This is a genomic window from Streptomyces sp. NPDC015346 (assembly GCF_043078785.1).
GTDB lineage: Bacteria > Actinomycetota > Actinomycetes > Streptomycetales > Streptomycetaceae > Streptomyces.
In genome coordinates, this window is the sequence record NZ_JBIBTW010000001.1 from 251,897 (window position 1) to 267,550 (window position 15,654).

Genomic DNA, 15,654 nt, shown 5'->3' on the forward strand with positions numbered 1-15,654 from the left:
GTTCGCGGGCGAGATGCTCGCTCGCATGCGCCCCGCCCACATCGCCCTCGCCGCGCTCGTCGCCGCGGTCTGGGGGGTCAACTTCGTCGTGATCGAGATCGGCCTCGACCACTTCCCGCCCCTGCTCTTCTCCGCCCTCCGCTTCCTCGCCGCCGCCCTCCCCGCCGTCTTCCTCGTCGGCCGTCCCACGGTGGCCTGGAAGTGGATCGTGGCCGTCGGTCTCGTCCTCGGCGTCGCCAAGTTCGGCCTGCTCTTCACCGGCATGGACCTGGGCGCACCGGCCGGGCTCTCCTCCCTGATCCTGCAGATCCAGGCCGTCTTCACGGCCCTGTTCGCCTTCGTCGCGCTCGGGGAACGGCCCGGGAGGGTGAAGACCGCCGGCATGGCGGTGGCGCTCGCCGGCATCGCCGTCGCGGCGGTCGACGAAGGCGCCTCCGGCCCGCTCGCCGGCTTCGTGCTCTGCGTGGCGGCGGCGGCCTGCTGGGGCGTCTCCAACGTCCTGACCCGCAAGGCCTCCCCGCCCGACGCCCTCAACTTCATGGTGTGGGTCAGCGCCGTCCCCGTACTGCCGCTGCTCGCCCTGTCGTTCGCCCTGGAGGGGCCGGAGCGGGACCTGGCGGCGCTCCGGGGGCTCGACTGGACCGGCGTGGGCGTCATCGTCTACGTCGCCTGGATCACGACCGTCTTCGGCTTCGGCGCCTGGGGCCTGCTGCTGCGCCGCTATCCGGCCTCGTCGGTCGCCCCCTTCTCCCTCCTGGTACCGGTCTTCGGAATGTCCTCGGCGGCCCTGATCCTGGACGAGACCGTCACCCCCCTGCGCTGGTGCGCGGCGGCGCTGCTGGTCGGCGGCGTGGCACTGACGTCGCTGCCGATCGGGGGCGGGGGCGGGAGGCGTGCGTCGTATCGTGCGGGTCCCGACGTCCACGCGCCCCGTGAGAAGGAGCCCGTCCACGTTCCTGGACTTGGTCCCGGTCGACCGTGAACCCACCCCGGCGGCGGTGCCGCTGAGCGGCCTCCCCTGGCCTCCGAGACATCCGGCCCCCGGCCCACACTCGGAACTCTGGCTTCAGCCCGGGTCGGGGGCCAGGAGGTCCCGGCGCGACCCGCGTGATGTCCCCCCGGAAAGGGCGTCAGGCGCGCGGGGGCGCCGTCGAGTCCCGCACCATCAGTTCCGCCGGGATCGTCGTCACGCGCCCTGGCGGGGCCTCCTCCGTCGACATCGCCAGGCGGCCCGCGCGGGCGCCCGCCTCGTGGAGCGGGAGGCGTACCGTCGTCAGGGCGGGCACCGCGTCGACCGAGAACGGCAGGTCGTCGAAGCCCGCCACCGACACGTCCCCCGGAATGCTCAGCCCCCGGTCCCGCAGCGCCGCGCACGCGCCGAGCGCGACCGTGTCGTTCGCCGCCACGATCGCCGTCAGCGACGGCTCCCTGCGCAGCAGCTCCAGCGTCGCGTCGTACCCCGCCCCCCGGTCGTACGCGCCGTGCACCGTCAGATTCTCCTGGCCCTCGGCCAGACCCGCCGCGGCCATCGCCTCCCGGTGCCCCTCCAGCCGGTGCCGGGTCGTCGTCCGGTCCGCAGGACCCGCCGCGTAACCGATCCGCCGGTGCCCGAGCGCGAGCAGGTGCTCGGTGAGCCGCCGCGCCCCCGACCGGTTGTCGAAGGTGAGCGCCGCGACGCTCGCGTCCCCCGGCACCGGAGGCCGTCCGCACAGCACGACCCGCGTGCCCGCGTCCGCCAGCTTCGTGAGCTTGGCCGCGACCGCCGCCATGTGCTCCTCGTCCTCCAGCGAACCGCCGGTGAGGATCACCGCGGCCGCCCGCTGGCGCTGCAGCAGCGTGAGATACGTCAGCTCGCGTTCGGGCGAGCCGCCCGTGTTGCAGACCACGGCCAGTTTCTCGCCGCCCGCCCGCCCCGACGCGCCCTCGCCTATCGCGCTCTGCGCCGCGCCCGCCATGATCCCGAAGAAGGGGTCGGCGATGTCGTTGACGAGGATGCCGACCAGGTCGGAGGTGGCCGCGGCGAGCGAGCTCGCGGGCCCGTTCAGTACATAGTCCAGCTCGTCGACCGCCCGCAGCACCCGCTCCCGCGTGGTCGCGGCGACGGGGTAGTTGCCGTTCAGGACGCGCGAGACCGTCGCCGGGGAGACCCGGGCCCGCGCGGCCACATCCGCCAGCGTGACTGTCATCGCGTACCTCCGGGTGAGTCGGGCCGCCCCCTTGTCCGGGGTGTTGTCGGCAGGCTAGCGTCATTCCCAGTAGAAAGCGCTTTCTGTCATCCCTGTCAGAGGCGCGCATCGCCCATGGAGGGAACTTCGTGACACGCAGGACAGTCCGCATCGCCATGAACGGCGTCACCGGACGGATGGGATACCGCCAGCACCTCGTCCGCTCGATCCTCGCCCTGCGCGACCAGGGCGGCCTCGACCTCGGCAACGGCGAGACCCTCTGGCCCGAGCCGGTCCTCGTCGGCCGCCGCGAGCACGCCCTGCGCGCCCTCGCCGAGCGCCACGGCCTCACCGAGTGGTCCACCGACCTCGACGCCGTCCTCGCCGACGAGACGATCGACCTCTACTTCGACGCCCAGGTCACCTCCGCCCGCGTCGAGGCGATCAAGAAGGCCATCGCCGCCGGCAAGCACGTCTACACCGAGAAGCCCACCGCCACCGACCTCGAAGGCGCCCTGGAACTCGCCCGCCTCGCCGAGGCCGCCGGCATCAAGCACGGCGTCGTCCAGGACAAGATCTTCCTGCCGGGGCTGCTGAAGCTGAAGCGCCTCATCGACGGCGGCTTCTTCGGCCAGATCCTTTCCGTGCGCGGCGAGTTCGGCTACTGGGTCTTCGAGGGCGACTGGCAGGACGCCCAGCGCCCCAGCTGGAACTACCGCGCCGAGGACGGCGGCGGCATCGTCGTCGACATGTTCCCGCACTGGGAGTACGTCCTCCACGAGCTCTTCGGCCGGGTCACCGGCGTCACCGCCCAGGTCGCCACCCACATCCCGCAGCGCTGGGACGAGCACGGCAAGCCGTACGGCGCCACCGCCGACGACGCCGCGTACGGCATCTTCCAGCTGGAGGGCGGGATCGTCGCCCAGATCAACTCCTCCTGGGCGGTCCGCGTCCACCGCGACGAGCTGGTCGAGTTCCAGGTCGACGGCACCCACGGCTCCGCCGTCGCCGGGCTGCGCGGCTGCCGCGTCCAGCACCGCTCGGCGACCCCCAAGCCCGTCTGGAACCCGGACATCCCGGTCGCCGAGTCCTTCCGCGACCAGTGGCAGGAGGTGCCGGACAACGCCGAGTTCGACAACGGCTTCAAGGCGCAGTGGGAGCTCTTCCTCCGGCACGTCGTCCTCGACGAGCCGTACCACTGGGACCTGCTCGCGGGCGCGCGCGGTGTGCAGCTGGCCGAGCTGGGGCTGCGCTCCTCGGCCGAGGGTCGCCGCCTGGAGGTTCCGGAGATCGCGCTGTGATCCGCCTGCCGAACGCCGGGGGAGGGGTACGGGAGTACACCCCGCGCCCCGCACCGGCCCCTGAGCCCTCCGAGAGCACCGCTCTCACCTCCCGTACGGTCTTCTCCGCCGCCCACGTCGTCGCCGACCCGTACGCCGACACCACCCCCGACTCGCCCGCCGCCGTGGACTGGGACGCGACCCTCGCCTTCCGCCGCCACCTCTGGTCGCACGGCCTCGGGGTCGCCGAGGCCATGGACACCGCGCAGCGCGGAATGGGCCTGGACTGGGACGGAGCGGCCGAACTGATCCGCCGCTCGGCGGCCGAGGCCAAGGCCGTCGGCGGCCGCATCGCCTGCGGCGTCGGCACCGACCAGCTCTCGGGGCCTGCTTCCCTGGTGAGGGTCCGTGAGGCGTACGAGGAGCAGCTCGCCCTCGTCGAGGGGACCGGCTCCCAGGCCATCCTCATGGCGTCCCGCGCCCTCGCGGCCGCCGCCGAGAGCCCCGACGACTATCTCGACACGTACGCGCATCTGCTGCGCCAGGCGTCCGAGCCGGTGATCCTGCACTGGCTCGGCCCGATGTTCGACCCGGCCCTTGAGGGCTACTGGGGCTCCACGGACCTGGACGCGGCCACCTCCGTCTTCCTCGACGTGATCGCGGCCCACCCCGACAAGGTCGACGGCATCAAGGTCTCGCTCCTCGACGCCCAGCGCGAGATCGACCTGCGCCGCCGCCTCCCCGAGGGCGTGCGCTGCTACACGGGCGACGACTTCAACTATCCGGAGCTGATCGCCGGGGACGACCAGGGGTTCAGCCACGCCCTGCTCGGCATCTTCGACCCGCTGGGCCCGCTGGCGGCCCAGGCGGTCCGGACCCTGGACACGGGTGACGTCAAGGGCTTCCGGGAGATCCTCGACCCGACGGTGGAGCTGTCCCGCCACCTCTTCCAGCCCCCGACGCGCTTCTACAAGACGGGTGTCGTCCTGCTCGCCTGGCTGGCCGGCCACCAGGATCACTTCGCGATGGTCGGCGGCCTGCAGTCGGCGCGTTCGCTGCCGCACCTGGCGCGGGCGTACGAACTGGCCGACGGGCTGGACCTGTTCCCCGACCCGGAGCTCGCCGAGTCCCGGATGAGGTCCCTGCTCACGGTGTACGGAGTCCCCCGGTGAACCCTCTCTCCCGTTTCAGCATCAACCAGATGACGGTGAAGCAGCTCTCCCTGCCGGAGCTGGTGGAGCAGTGCGTACGGCTCGGCGTCCCGGCCATCGGCCTGTGGCGCGAACCGGTCCAGGAGTACGGGATCGAGGCCACGGCCAAGCTGGTCCGCGACGCCGGCCTCACCGTCACCACCCTGTGCCGGGGCGGCTTCTTCACCACGGCGTCCTCCCTGGACGACAACCGCGCCGCGATCGACGAGGCGGCGGCCCTCGGCACCGACACCCTCGTCCTGGTCTCCGGCGGCCTCGCCCCGGGCAGCCGCGACCTGGCGGCGGCCCGCGCCCGCATCACCGACTCGATCGCCGAACTCGCGCCGTACGCGGCCGAGCGGGGCGTACGGCTGGCGATCGAGCCCTTGCACCCGATGTACGCCTCGGACCGCTGCGCGGTCTCCACCCTCGACCAGGCCCTGGAGATCGCGGAGCGCTTCCCGTCCTCGCAGGTCGGCGTGGTCGTCGACACATACCACATCTGGTGGGACGACCGCGCCCCGGCAGCGGTGTCCCGCGCGGGCGCGGCAGGCCGCATCCACAGCTTCCAACTCGCCGACTGGACCACCCCCCTCCCGGCCGGAGTCCTCAACGGCCGGGGCCAGCTGGGCGACGGCGCGATCGACCTGCGGGCCTGGTGCGACCTGGTGGACGCGGCGGGGTACACGGGGTCGATCGAGGTGGAGCTCTTCAACGACGAACTGTGGGCGAGGGAGGGGGTGGAGGTCCTGGAGGAGACGGTGGCGCGCTATCTGACGGTGTGAGGGGGCTCCTGCCCAGGGCGCTTGTGCGGGCGCCTTGGGCCGGGAGGCGGGCAACGGGCCGGGGCACGTGTGCGGGGTGCCTTGGGCAGTGAGGTCGGAGAGGGGCCGGGGCACGTGTGCGGGTGCCCCGGACCGTCCTACCTCTTCGGGCCTCCGCCCAGTACGTCCCCGAGACCGCCGCCGTTCTTGGTGGTCGCCCGCCTGGTGAGCACCGCCAGGACCGCCGGCACCAGCATCTCCACCGCCCGGCTCACCGTCGCCGACGGCAGCCCCGTCTTCCTCGCGACGGCGTCCGCCGCCGGCCTCGCCAGCTTCCGGAGGACTCCGGCCATGAGCCCACCGCCCACCAGACCTCCGAACGCCGCCACGCCCTGGAGGGGAGGCTCGAACGTCGTCACCTCGTCGACGGCCTGGCGCACCTCGTCGGCGCTCGCGGGCTCGGCCGCCGCCTGCCGCAACTCACCGGACAGCGCGGCCACCGAGCTTCCGACGACGTCCTGGGCCCCGGCCGCGTCCGTCCCGAGCACCTCGGCGATCTCCTGAAGCCGGTCGTCGCCGAGTTCACGCAGTACGTCCTGCTGGAAGGAACTCTCGTCACTCATGCCGGAAACGCTACGGTCCCGCACGTGCCCCGGCACGTCGAGGCGAACCGGCTTCGCGCCCGAGCCCCGCGACGTTATCCACAGGCCCCGCACCGTGTCCGACCCCTTCGCTACCTTCGGTGCATGTCCAACCAGGGTCAGGCAGTCGTCGAAGGTGTTCTCGAGCGGATCACGTATGCCAACGAGGAGACCGGCTACACCGTGGCCCGGGTCGACACCGGGCGGGGTGGCGGGGAACTGCTCACCGTCGTCGGATCGTTGCTCGGGGCGCAGCCCGGGGAGTCGCTGCGGATGGAGGGGCGTTGGGGATCCCACCCGCAGTACGGAAAGCAGTTCACCGTCGAGAACTACACCACCGTCCTGCCCGCCACCATCCAGGGCATCCGCCGCTACCTCGGCTCCGGCCTCATCAAGGGCATCGGCCCCAGGATCGCCGAGCGGATCGTCGAGCACTTCGGCACCGACACCCTCGACGTCATCGAGCGGGAGCCGAAGCGGCTCGTCGAGGTCCCCGGGCTCGGGCCGAAGCGGACGCGGCTGATCGGGGCGGCCTGGGAGGAGCAGAAGGCGATCAAGGAGGTGATGGTCTTCCTCCAGGGCGTCGGCGTCTCCACCTCCATCGCCGTGCGGATCTACAAGAAGTACGGCGACGCCTCGATCTCCGTCGTGCGGAACCAGCCCTACCGCCTCGCCGCCGACGTCTGGGGCATCGGCTTCCTCACCGCCGACAAGATCGCCCAGGCCGTCGGCATCCCGCACGACAGCCCCGACCGGGTCAAGGCCGGGCTCCAGTACGCGCTCTCGCAGTCCACCGACCAGGGGCACTGCTACCTGCCCGAGGAGCGGCTGATCGCCGACGCGGTCAAGCTCCTCCAGGTCGACACGGGCCTGGTCATCGAGTGCCTCGCCGCGCTCGCGGAGGACCCCGAGGGCGTCGTACGGGAGCGTGTCCCCGGCCCCGAGGGGCAGCCGGTGACGGCCGTCTATCTGGTCCCGTTCCACCGCGCCGAGCTCTCTCTGGCCGCTCAGCTCACCCGTCTCCTGCGTACGGACGAGGACCGGATGCCGGCCTTCCGGGACGTCGCCTGGGACAAGGCCCTCGCCTGGCTCGCCGACCGGACCGGGGCGACGCTCGCACCCGAGCAGGAGGAGGCCGTGCGGCTCGCGCTGACCCGCAAGGTCGCCGTGCTGACCGGCGGGCCGGGCTGCGGGAAGTCGTTCACGGTCCGCTCGATCGTGGAGCTGGCCCGGGCCAAGAAGGCCAAGGTGGTGCTCGCCGCGCCCACCGGCCGGGCCGCGAAGCGGCTGGCGGAGCTGACGGGCGCCGAGGCGTCCACCGTGCACCGTCTCCTGGAGCTCAAGCCGGGCGGGGACGCGGCGTACGACCGGGACCGGCCCCTGGAGGCCGACCTGGTCGTCGTGGACGAGGCCTCCATGCTCGATCTGCTGCTCGCCAACAAGCTGGTGAAGGCCGTGGCACCGGGTGCCCACCTGCTCCTGGTCGGGGACGTGGACCAGCTGCCCTCGGTCGGGGCGGGGGAGGTGCTCGGCGACCTGCTGGCCCCGGACAGCCCGGTGCCGGCCGTCCGGCTGACCCGGATCTTCCGGCAGGCGCAGCAGTCGGGGGTGGTCACCAACGCCCACCGGATCAACGCGGGCCTCGCGCCCGTGACCACCGGTCTGCCGGACTTCTTCCTCTTCGCGGAGGACGAGACGGAGGACGCGGCCCGGGTCACCGTCGAGGTCGCGGCGCGGCGGATTCCCGCCAAGTTCGGCCTCGATCCACGCCGGGACGTCCAGGTCCTGGCCCCCATGCACCGGGGTCCGGCGGGCGCCGGCGCGCTCAACGGGCTCCTTCAGCAGGCCGTCACCCCCGCCCGCCCCGACGTCCCGGAGAAGCGGTTCGGCGGCCGCGTCTTCCGTGTCGGCGACAAGGTGACCCAGATCAGGAACAACTACGAGAAGGGCGCCAACGGCGTCTTCAACGGCACGGTCGGCGTCGTGACCTCGCTGGACACCGTCGAACAGCGGCTGACCGTACGGACCGACGAGGACGAGGAGGTGCCGTACGACTTCGACGAGCTGGACGAACTGGCCCACGCCTACGCGGTGACCATCCACCGCTCGCAGGGCAGTGAGTACCCGGCGGTCGTGATCCCCGTCACCAACAGCGCCTGGATGATGCTCCAGCGGAACCTGCTCTACACGGCCGTCACCCGGGCCCGGAAGCTGGTGGTCCTGGTCGGCTCCCGCAAGGCGATCGCCCAGGCGGTCCGTACGGTCTCGGCGGGCAGACGGTTCACCTCGCTGGCCCATCGGCTCGCGGGACTCGGCGGGCACTCGGGCGTGTGAAAGACCACCCCGGACTTCCGGAAGCGGGGCGAAGGGGGCAAGATGAGCAGGTTGGCGGCACTGAGTGCCGCCAAATGGCCCAATGGTCGACCCCGAGTGCACTCTCCTGAGCCAAATGGGGGATGGTAGAGACAGTCAGGGCACCTCGAAGAAGAGGCACTACGTCGGTGAGGGATGACGTGAGCGACAACTCTGTAGTACTGCGGTACGCGGACGGTGAATACACCTACCCGGTGGTCGAGAGCACCGTCGGCGACAAGGGCTTCGACATCGGGAAGCTCCGAGCCCAGACCGGTCTGGTCACCCTGGACAGCGGATACGGCAACACCGCCGCCTATAAATCCGCCATCACCTACCTGGACGGCGAGCAGGGCATTCTGCGGTACCGCGGTTACCCCATCGAGCAGCTGGCCGAGCGGTCCACCTTCCTCGAGGTGGCGTACCTGCTGATCAACGGTGAGCTTCCGAAGGTCGACGAGCTCTCCACCTTCAAGAACGAGATCACCCAGCACACGCTGCTGCACGAGGACGTCAAGCGCTTCTTCGACGGCTTCCCGCGTGACGCCCACCCGATGGCGATGCTCTCCTCGGTGGTCTCCGCGCTGTCCACGTTCTACCAGGACAGCCACAACCCGTTCGACGAGACGCAGCGTCACCTCTCCACGATCCGGCTGCTCGCCAAGCTGCCGACGATCGCGGCGTACGCCTACAAGAAGTCGATCGGTCACCCCTTCGTCTACCCGCGCAACGACCTCGGGTACGTCGAGAACTTCCTGCGCATGACCTTCTCGGTCCCGGCGCAGGAGTACGAGCTCGACCCGGTCGTGGTCTCCGCGCTCGACAAGCTGCTGATCCTGCACGCGGACCACGAGCAGAACTGTTCGACCTCCACCGTGCGCCTGGTCGGCTCCTCGCAGGCGAACATGTTCGCCTCGATCTCCGCCGGCATCTCGGCCCTGTGGGGCCCCCTGCACGGTGGCGCCAACCAGTCGGTCCTGGAGATGCTGGAAGGCATCAAGGCCAACGGCGGCGACGTCGACTCCTTCATCAACAAGGTGAAGAACAAGGAGGACGGCGTCCGCCTGATGGGCTTCGGCCACCGGGTGTACAAGTCCTTCGACCCGCGCGCCAAGATCATCAAGGCCGCCGCGCACGACGTCCTCTCCGCCCTCGGCAAGTCCGACGAGCTGCTGGACATCGCGCTCAAGCTGGAGGAGCACGCGCTCTCCGACGACTACTTCGTCTCGCGCAACCTCTACCCGAACGTGGACTTCTACACGGGTCTGATCTACCGCGCGATGGGCTTCCCGACCGAGATGTTCACCGTGCTCTTCGCGCTCGGCCGCCTCCCGGGCTGGATCGCCCAGTGGCACGAGATGATCAAGGAGCCGGGTTCCCGCATCGGCCGCCCGCGCCAGATCTACACCGGCGAGGTCCTGCGCGACTTCGTCCCGGTCGAGAGCCGCTGAGCAGCCGCCGGCCGCTGAGGAGCCGCTGCGGCTCGCCGCACCGACGCTGAGCCAAAGAAAAGCGCCCCGCTTCCGATCCCCCCACGGGTCGGCGAGCGGGGCGCTTCCCATATCCCCGGTGCGGATTCCCCCCACGGGATCCGGGCCGGGCGTCTGCCGTGTCAGCAGAAGCTCAGTGGGCTACGCGGTCTGCCGGGGTACGTACGTACGGGAGGGCCGCTCAAAGCTCCCCGGTGCACGTGCCCCGGCCAACGCTTGCCTGGGACGTCCCCCAAGACATCCCATGAACGTCCCCCAAGACGTTCTTGGCATCGCCCACTTAGACTCGCGAACGGCCCGAATGGTTACCCCCAAATATCTGTGATCTAGGTCTCTTTGTGAAGGTCTTGTGCGTCACGTGTAGGTGAATTCAGGTGAATCGCCGAAGCCGCAGGCTGTTGGTCACGACGAAAACGGACGAAAAGGCCATGGCCAGGCCCGCGATCATCGGGTTGAGGAGTCCCGCGGCGGCGAGCGGAAGAGCGGCGAGGTTGTAGCCGAAGGCCCAGCCGAGGTTGCCCTTGATCGTCGCCAGCGTCCGGCGGGAGAGCCGGATGGCGTCCGCCGCGACCCGAAGGTCCCCGCGCACCAGGGTCAGATCGCCCGCCTCGATGGCGGCGTCCGTGCCGGTGCCCATGGCCAGGCCCAGATCGGCGGTGGCGAGCGCGGCCGCGTCGTTCACGCCGTCGCCGACCATCGCGACCGTCCGGCCCTCCGCCTGCAGCCGCCTCACCACGTCGACCTTCTCCTGCGGCAGCACCTCGGCGAAGACCCGGTCCGCGTCGATGCCGACCTCGGCCGCCACCGTCTCGGCCACGGCCCGCCCGTCGCCGGTCAGCAGGACCGGTGTCAGGCCGAGGGCCCGCAGCCGGGCGACCGCCTCGGCGCTGGTCTCCTTGACCGCGTCGGCGACCGTCAGGAACCCGCGGACCCGCCCGTCCCAGGCGACGAACACGGCCCCCGGCTCAGCCGCGTTCCCCTCCGCCTCGTTCCCCTCCGCCTCGATCCCCTCCGTCTGGATCCCTTCGGCCTTGAGCAGCGCCGGGCGGCCGACCAGGACCCGGTGGCCGTCGACCGAGCCGCGCACGCCGAGGCCCGGCACGCTCTCGAAGGACGTCGGCACGGGGAGCTCCGCCACCGGCAGCCCGAGCCGCTCGGCGGCGCCGGCCGCGACCGCCTGGGCCACCGGATGCTCGGAGGCGTGCTCCAGGGCACCGGCAAGCCGCAGCAGCTCGGCCTCGTCCTCACCCTCGTACGCGTACACCTTCCGTAGCGCCATCCGGCCGGTGGTGACCGTGCCCGTCTTGTCGAGGACGACGGTGTCGACGCGGCGGGTGGACTCCAGGACCTCCGGGCCCTTGATCAGGATGCCGAGCTGCGCGCCGCGGCCCGTGCCGACCATGAGGGCGGTCGGAGTGGCGAGGCCGAGGGCGCAGGGACAGGCGATGATCAGTACGGCGACGGCGGCGGTGAACGCGGCCGTCGCGTCGTCCGTCACGAGCAGCCAGGTCACCAGGGTGCCGAGGGCGATGAGCAGCACCACGGGTACGAAGACGGCGGAGATCCGGTCGGCGAGGCGCTGGACCCGCGCCTTGCCGTTCTGCGCGTCCTCGACCAGCTTCGCCATCCGCGCGAGCTGGGTGTCCGCGCCGACCCGGGTGGCGCGGACGACGAGACGTCCGGAGGTGTTGACGCAGCCGCCCGTCACGGCGTCCCCGGCCGTCACGTCGACCGGTAGCGACTCGCCGGTGAGCAGGGCGGCGTCGACGGCGGAGACCCCGTCGGTGACGGTGCCGTCGGTGGCGATCTTCTCGCCGGGCCGTACGACGAAGAGGTCGCCGGTCCGCAGCGCGGCCACCGGGATCCGTACCTCCGCCCCTCCCCGTAGCACCGCCACGTCCTTGGCGCCCAGCTCCATCAGCGCGCGCAGCGCGGAGCCGGCCTTCCGCTTGGCGCGGGCCTCCAGGTAGCGGCCGAGGAGGATGAAGGTGACGACACCGGCCGCCACCTCCAGGTAGATCGTGGAGGCGCCGTCGGTGCGGCCGGCGGTGAGATCGAAGCCGTGGCGCATGCCGGGCATGCCGGCGCTGCCGAGGAACAGGGCCCACAGCGACCAGCCGAAGGCGGCCAGAGTGCCGATCGAGACGAGGGTGTCCATGGTGGCCGCCCCGTGCCGGAGATTGGCCCAGGCGGCGCGGTGGAAGGGCAGTCCGCCCCAGATCACGACGGGGGCGGCGAGGGTGAGCGAGAGCCACTGCCAGGCGTCGAACTGGAGGGCGGGGACCATCGCGAGGAGGACGACGGGGGCGGAGAGGACGGCGGAGACGGTCAGGCGCTGACGTAGGGAGTCGAGCTTCGGATCCCGCTCGGACGGTTGCCGTGTCGGCTCCGGGGCCGGTTCTCGGGTCGGCTCCGGGGCCGGCGGCTCGTGGTCCTGCTCGCGCTCGTGTTCCCCTTGCGGCTCCGGCTCGGGCTGGGGCTCGGGAGGCGCCGGAAGCGGCTCGGGTTCCGGTGGCGGGGGCTTCTCGGCGGTGTAGCCGGTCTTGACGACCGTCGCGATCAGGTCGTCGATCCCCACTTCGGCCGCGTGCTCGATCCGCGCCTTCTCCGTCGCGTAGTTGACGGTCGCCGTGACGCCGTCCATCCGGTTGAGCTTCTTCTCGACGCGGGCCGCGCAGGAGGCGCAGGTCATCCCGCCGATGGTCAGCTCGGTGGTGAGGACGGGCGCCGGGGTGGCGGTGGAGCTGGAGGAGGTCATGTGCGGTTCCGGTTCCAAAAGAGAGCAGGGCCGTACCGTCGTAACGGTACGGCCCTGCCGGGTATGCCGGAGGCAGGCTCAGATCTGGCCGACCAGTTCGTAACCGGCCTCGTCGACGGCGGCGCGGACCGCGGCCTCGTCGAGCGGGGCCTGGGAGACCACGGTGACCTGGCCGGTGGCCGCCACGGCCTTGACGGAGGAGACGCCCGCGATCTCGGAGATCTCGCTGGTGACCGCGCCCTCGCAGTGTCCGCAGGTCATGCCCTTGACCTGGTAGACGGTGGTGACGCCGTCCGCCTGGGCCTCGGCCGCGCTGTCCTGGCACGAGCCGGTCGACGAGCAGCAGCTGCCGGTGACCTGGGGGAGTTCGGTCTTCGTCTCGGCGCTCATGACGGTCTCCTCTTCGAGGGTGGTGCTGGTTCAGGTTCGTACTGAAGCACAGACTATACCCCTAGGGGGTATGAATTCCACTGGGGCCCCGGCCGCGCCGCGTCCAGCATCTCAGCTCCCTTTGCTGATAAACACCCGATATGTCGCAATCGGGGACTCTGATTCTGATCATGTCGATCGCCGTCCTGGCGCCGCTGCTGGCCTACGGGACGGGGCGCCGGCTCCCCGTACCCCTCGTCATCTTCGAGATTCTGCTCGGCATCCTCATCGGCCCCGACGTCCTCGGCTGGGCGCACCCGGACGAACTGATCGACGGCCTCTCGGAGCTGGGCCTGGCCATGCTGATCTTCCTCGCCGGGTACGAGATCGAGTTCGGCAAGGTCCGGGGGGACACCCTCAGGCGCTCGGTGTGGGCGTGGGTGGCGGCGCTGGCGGCCGGGCTCGGGATCGGCGTGCTGCTGGCGAGCGGAGACTTCGGCACCGGCGTCTACCTCGGCACCGCCCTGACCAGCACCGCCCTCGGCACCGTGCTGCCCGTGCTGCGGGACGCGGGCGAGCTGCGCGGCCGGTTCGGGTCCGTGGTGATGGCCTTCGGCGCGGTGGGGGAGTTCGGTCCGATCATCGCGATGGCGCTGCTGCTGAGCGGGCGCGGCCCCGGACGGTCGGCGGCGCTGCTCGCGGTCTTCGCGGTGCTGACGGCCGGGGCGGTCCTCTGGGCGCTGCGGCCGCGCCCGCCGTGGTTCTCGCGCATCGTGGCCAAGACGCTGCACAGCAGCGGCCAGTTCGCCGTCCGCTTCGTCTTCCTGCTGCTCGCCGTGATGCTGGGCGCCTCGCAGGCCCTCGGTCTCGACATGCTGCTCGGCGCCTTCGCGGCCGGCCTGATCACCCGGCTGGTCCTGACGGGCGCCGCGCCGGAGTCCGGGCCGGCGATCCTGGAGAAGGTGGAGGCGGTCGGTTTCGGCTTCCTGGTGCCGGTCTTCTTCGTGGTCACGGGGATCGAGTTCGATCTGGCCTCGCTGCTCGACGGCGGTCGTACGCTGCTGCTCCTGCCCCTCTTCCTGGCGCTGTTCCTGGTGGTGCGCGGCGGGCCGATCTGGTTCCTGGCCCCGCGCGACCTCGGGCGCCGGGACCGGGGCGCGCTGGTGCTCTACGGCTCCACGGCCCTGCCGCTCGTCGTCGCGATCGCCACGATGGGGGTCGACGACAAGGCGCTGACGGCGGGCGAGGCGGCGGCGCTCGTGGGCGCCGGGATGCTCTCCGTCCTCGCCTTCCCGCTCATGGCGCTGAAGGTGCGGGAGGGAAGGAGCGCCGGTACGGGCACGGGCGGGCGCGGGCGTGGGAAGACGCTGCCCACGGAGCCGGTCACGGGCTCGGAGTCGTGGTGACGACCGGGACAAGGAGCCGGTCGGGAGTTAGGTTCGAAGGCCGGACAGAGGTACGGCGGTGGAGGGCGGGGCATGAAAGCGGTGGTGTTCGAGCGGTACGGACAGGACGCGGAGATACGGGAGGTCCCGGACCCCACCCCCTCCGCCCACGGCGTGGTCGTCCGGGTCGAGGCGACCGGGCTCTGCCGCAGCGACTGGCACGGCTGGATGGGACACGACCCCGACATCGCGCTGCCGCACGTGCCCGGGCACGAACTGGCCGGTGTGGTGGAGGCGGTGGGCGCGGACGTGGGCCGGTGGAAGACCGGCGACCGGGTCACGGTGCCGTTCGTCTGCGCCTGCGGAAGCTGTCCGTCCTGCGCGGCCGGCGACCAGCAGGTGTGCGAGCGGCAGACCCAGCCCGGCTTCACCCACTGGGGGTCCTTCGCCGAGTACGTGGCCCTGGAGCACGCGGACGTGAACCTGGTGGCGGTGCCGGACGAGTTGTCGTACGCCACGGCGGCCGGGCTCGGCTGCCGGTTCGCGACCGCGTTCCGGGCGGTCGTCGCCCAGGGGCGGGTGGCGGCGGGCGAGTGGGTGGCGGTGCACGGGTGCGGGGGCGTCGGACTCTCGGCCGTGATGATCGCGGCGGCCTGCGGGGCGCGTGTGGTCGCCGTCGACGTGGCGCCGCGCGCCCTGGAGCTGGCCAGGGCCTTCGGGGCGGCGGCGTGCGTCGACGCCTCCGTCCTGGCCGGGACGCCGGGCGGGACGGCGGGCGCCGTGCGGGAGTTGACCGGCGGCGGAGCCCACCTCTCGATCGACGCCCTGGGGTCCCCGCTCACCTGCGCCGCCTCCGTGGAGAGCCTGCGGAGCAGGGGACGGCACGTCCAGGTCGGACTGCTGCCGACGGCCGCCGGTGACCCCGTCGTGCCGATGGCCCGGGTGATCGGCCTGGAACTGGAGATCCTCGGCAGCCACGGCATGGCCGCCCACGCCTACGGTCCGATGATGGAGATGGTCCGCGCCGGCAGCCTGCGCCCCGACCGGCTCGTCACCTCCACCATCCCGCTGGCGGCGGCCCCGGCCGCGCTGGCGGCGATGGGGTCGACGCCCGGATCGGGCGTGACGGTCATTCACCCCTGGGCCTGAAGCTTTCGGCCGCCGCCGGCCGCCCCTCGGGCACACGGAGGGCCCCGCGCCAGGGGGAGACGCGGGGCCCGGGGGGCTGGGTGGCTGGGGGGCTTGGGGCCGGCGGGGAGG

Annotated in this window: 12 protein-coding genes; 8 read left to right on the forward strand and 4 right to left on the reverse strand. The window is 71.8% G+C overall.

Going from position 1 to position 15,654, the window contains the following annotated elements; genetic code table 11:
- The first annotated feature begins 25 nt into the window (after positions 1–25).
- On the forward strand, positions 26–982 hold the full coding sequence (locus ACF06X_RS01185) for an EamA family transporter (protein WP_392285082.1): 957 nt from the start codon (positions 26–28) through the stop codon (positions 980–982).
- Positions 983–1,130: 148 nt separating this feature from the next.
- Here the strand turns inward: ACF06X_RS01185 and ACF06X_RS01190 are convergent, their stop codons facing one another.
- Positions 1,131–2,186, reverse strand: a complete 1,056-nt coding sequence (locus ACF06X_RS01190; protein ID WP_392285083.1) for a LacI family DNA-binding transcriptional regulator — start codon at positions 2,184–2,186, stop codon at positions 1,131–1,133.
- Positions 2,187–2,314: 128 nt separating this feature from the next.
- Here ACF06X_RS01190 and ACF06X_RS01195 point away from each other — a divergent pair, with 128 nt between their 5' ends.
- From ACF06X_RS01195 to ACF06X_RS01205, 3 genes are read left to right on the forward strand one after another with little or no spacing between them, the layout of a single operon-like run.
- Complete coding sequence (locus ACF06X_RS01195) at positions 2,315–3,466, forward strand: Gfo/Idh/MocA family protein (RefSeq protein ID WP_392285084.1); 1,152 nt, start codon at positions 2,315–2,317, stop codon at positions 3,464–3,466.
- Entirely contained in the window at positions 3,463–4,617 is a 1,155-nt protein-coding gene (locus tag ACF06X_RS01200) for a dihydrodipicolinate synthase family protein (protein ID WP_392285085.1), read from the forward strand. Before ACF06X_RS01195 ends, ACF06X_RS01200 begins: the two co-directional genes overlap by 4 nt.
- Complete coding sequence (locus ACF06X_RS01205) at positions 4,614–5,420, forward strand: sugar phosphate isomerase/epimerase family protein (RefSeq protein ID WP_392285086.1); 807 nt, start codon at positions 4,614–4,616, stop codon at positions 5,418–5,420. The genes ACF06X_RS01200 and ACF06X_RS01205 overlap by 4 nt, the downstream gene beginning before the upstream one ends.
- Positions 5,421–5,557: 137 nt before the next feature.
- Here ACF06X_RS01205 and ACF06X_RS01210 read toward each other — a convergent pair whose 3' ends face one another.
- Complete coding sequence (locus ACF06X_RS01210) at positions 5,558–6,022, reverse strand: DUF937 domain-containing protein (RefSeq protein ID WP_392285087.1); 465 nt, start codon at positions 6,020–6,022, stop codon at positions 5,558–5,560.
- A 123-nt stretch (positions 6,023–6,145) separates the two neighbouring features.
- Between ACF06X_RS01210 and ACF06X_RS01215 the strand changes: the two genes are divergently transcribed.
- Both ACF06X_RS01215 and ACF06X_RS01220 read left to right on the forward strand, forming a co-directional pair.
- Positions 6,146–8,374 (forward strand): ATP-dependent RecD-like DNA helicase, encoded by a 2,229-nt coding sequence (locus ACF06X_RS01215; protein WP_392285088.1) that lies wholly within the window; start codon positions 6,146–6,148, stop codon positions 8,372–8,374.
- Positions 8,375–8,553: 179 nt separating this feature from the next.
- Positions 8,554–9,843 carry a citrate synthase gene (locus ACF06X_RS01220; protein ID WP_392285089.1) on the forward strand — a complete coding sequence of 430 codons (1,290 nt, stop codon included), beginning with the start codon at positions 8,554–8,556 and terminating at the stop codon, positions 9,841–9,843.
- Between the two features lie 409 nt (positions 9,844–10,252).
- On the opposite strand, the gene ACF06X_RS01225 is transcribed toward ACF06X_RS01220, so the two are convergent.
- Both ACF06X_RS01225 and ACF06X_RS01230 read right to left on the reverse strand, forming a co-directional pair.
- Complete coding sequence (locus ACF06X_RS01225) at positions 10,253–12,640, reverse strand: heavy metal translocating P-type ATPase (protein ID WP_392285090.1); 2,388 nt, start codon at positions 12,638–12,640, stop codon at positions 10,253–10,255.
- Between the two features lie 78 nt (positions 12,641–12,718).
- A complete protein-coding gene (locus ACF06X_RS01230) occupies positions 12,719–13,030 on the reverse strand; it encodes a heavy-metal-associated domain-containing protein (protein WP_392285091.1) in 312 nt (103 codons plus the stop codon).
- Between the two features lie 140 nt (positions 13,031–13,170).
- Here ACF06X_RS01230 and ACF06X_RS01235 point away from each other — a divergent pair, with 140 nt between their 5' ends.
- Both ACF06X_RS01235 and ACF06X_RS01240 read left to right on the forward strand, forming a co-directional pair.
- The gene (locus ACF06X_RS01235) at positions 13,171–14,415 is read left to right on the forward strand and encodes a cation:proton antiporter (RefSeq protein ID WP_392285092.1); all 1,245 of its coding nucleotides are present in this window, start codon (positions 13,171–13,173) and stop codon (positions 14,413–14,415) included.
- Between the two features lie 72 nt (positions 14,416–14,487).
- The gene (locus ACF06X_RS01240) at positions 14,488–15,543 is read left to right on the forward strand and encodes a zinc-dependent alcohol dehydrogenase family protein (RefSeq protein ID WP_392285093.1); all 1,056 of its coding nucleotides are present in this window, start codon (positions 14,488–14,490) and stop codon (positions 15,541–15,543) included.
- Positions 15,544–15,654 lie beyond the last annotated feature (111 nt).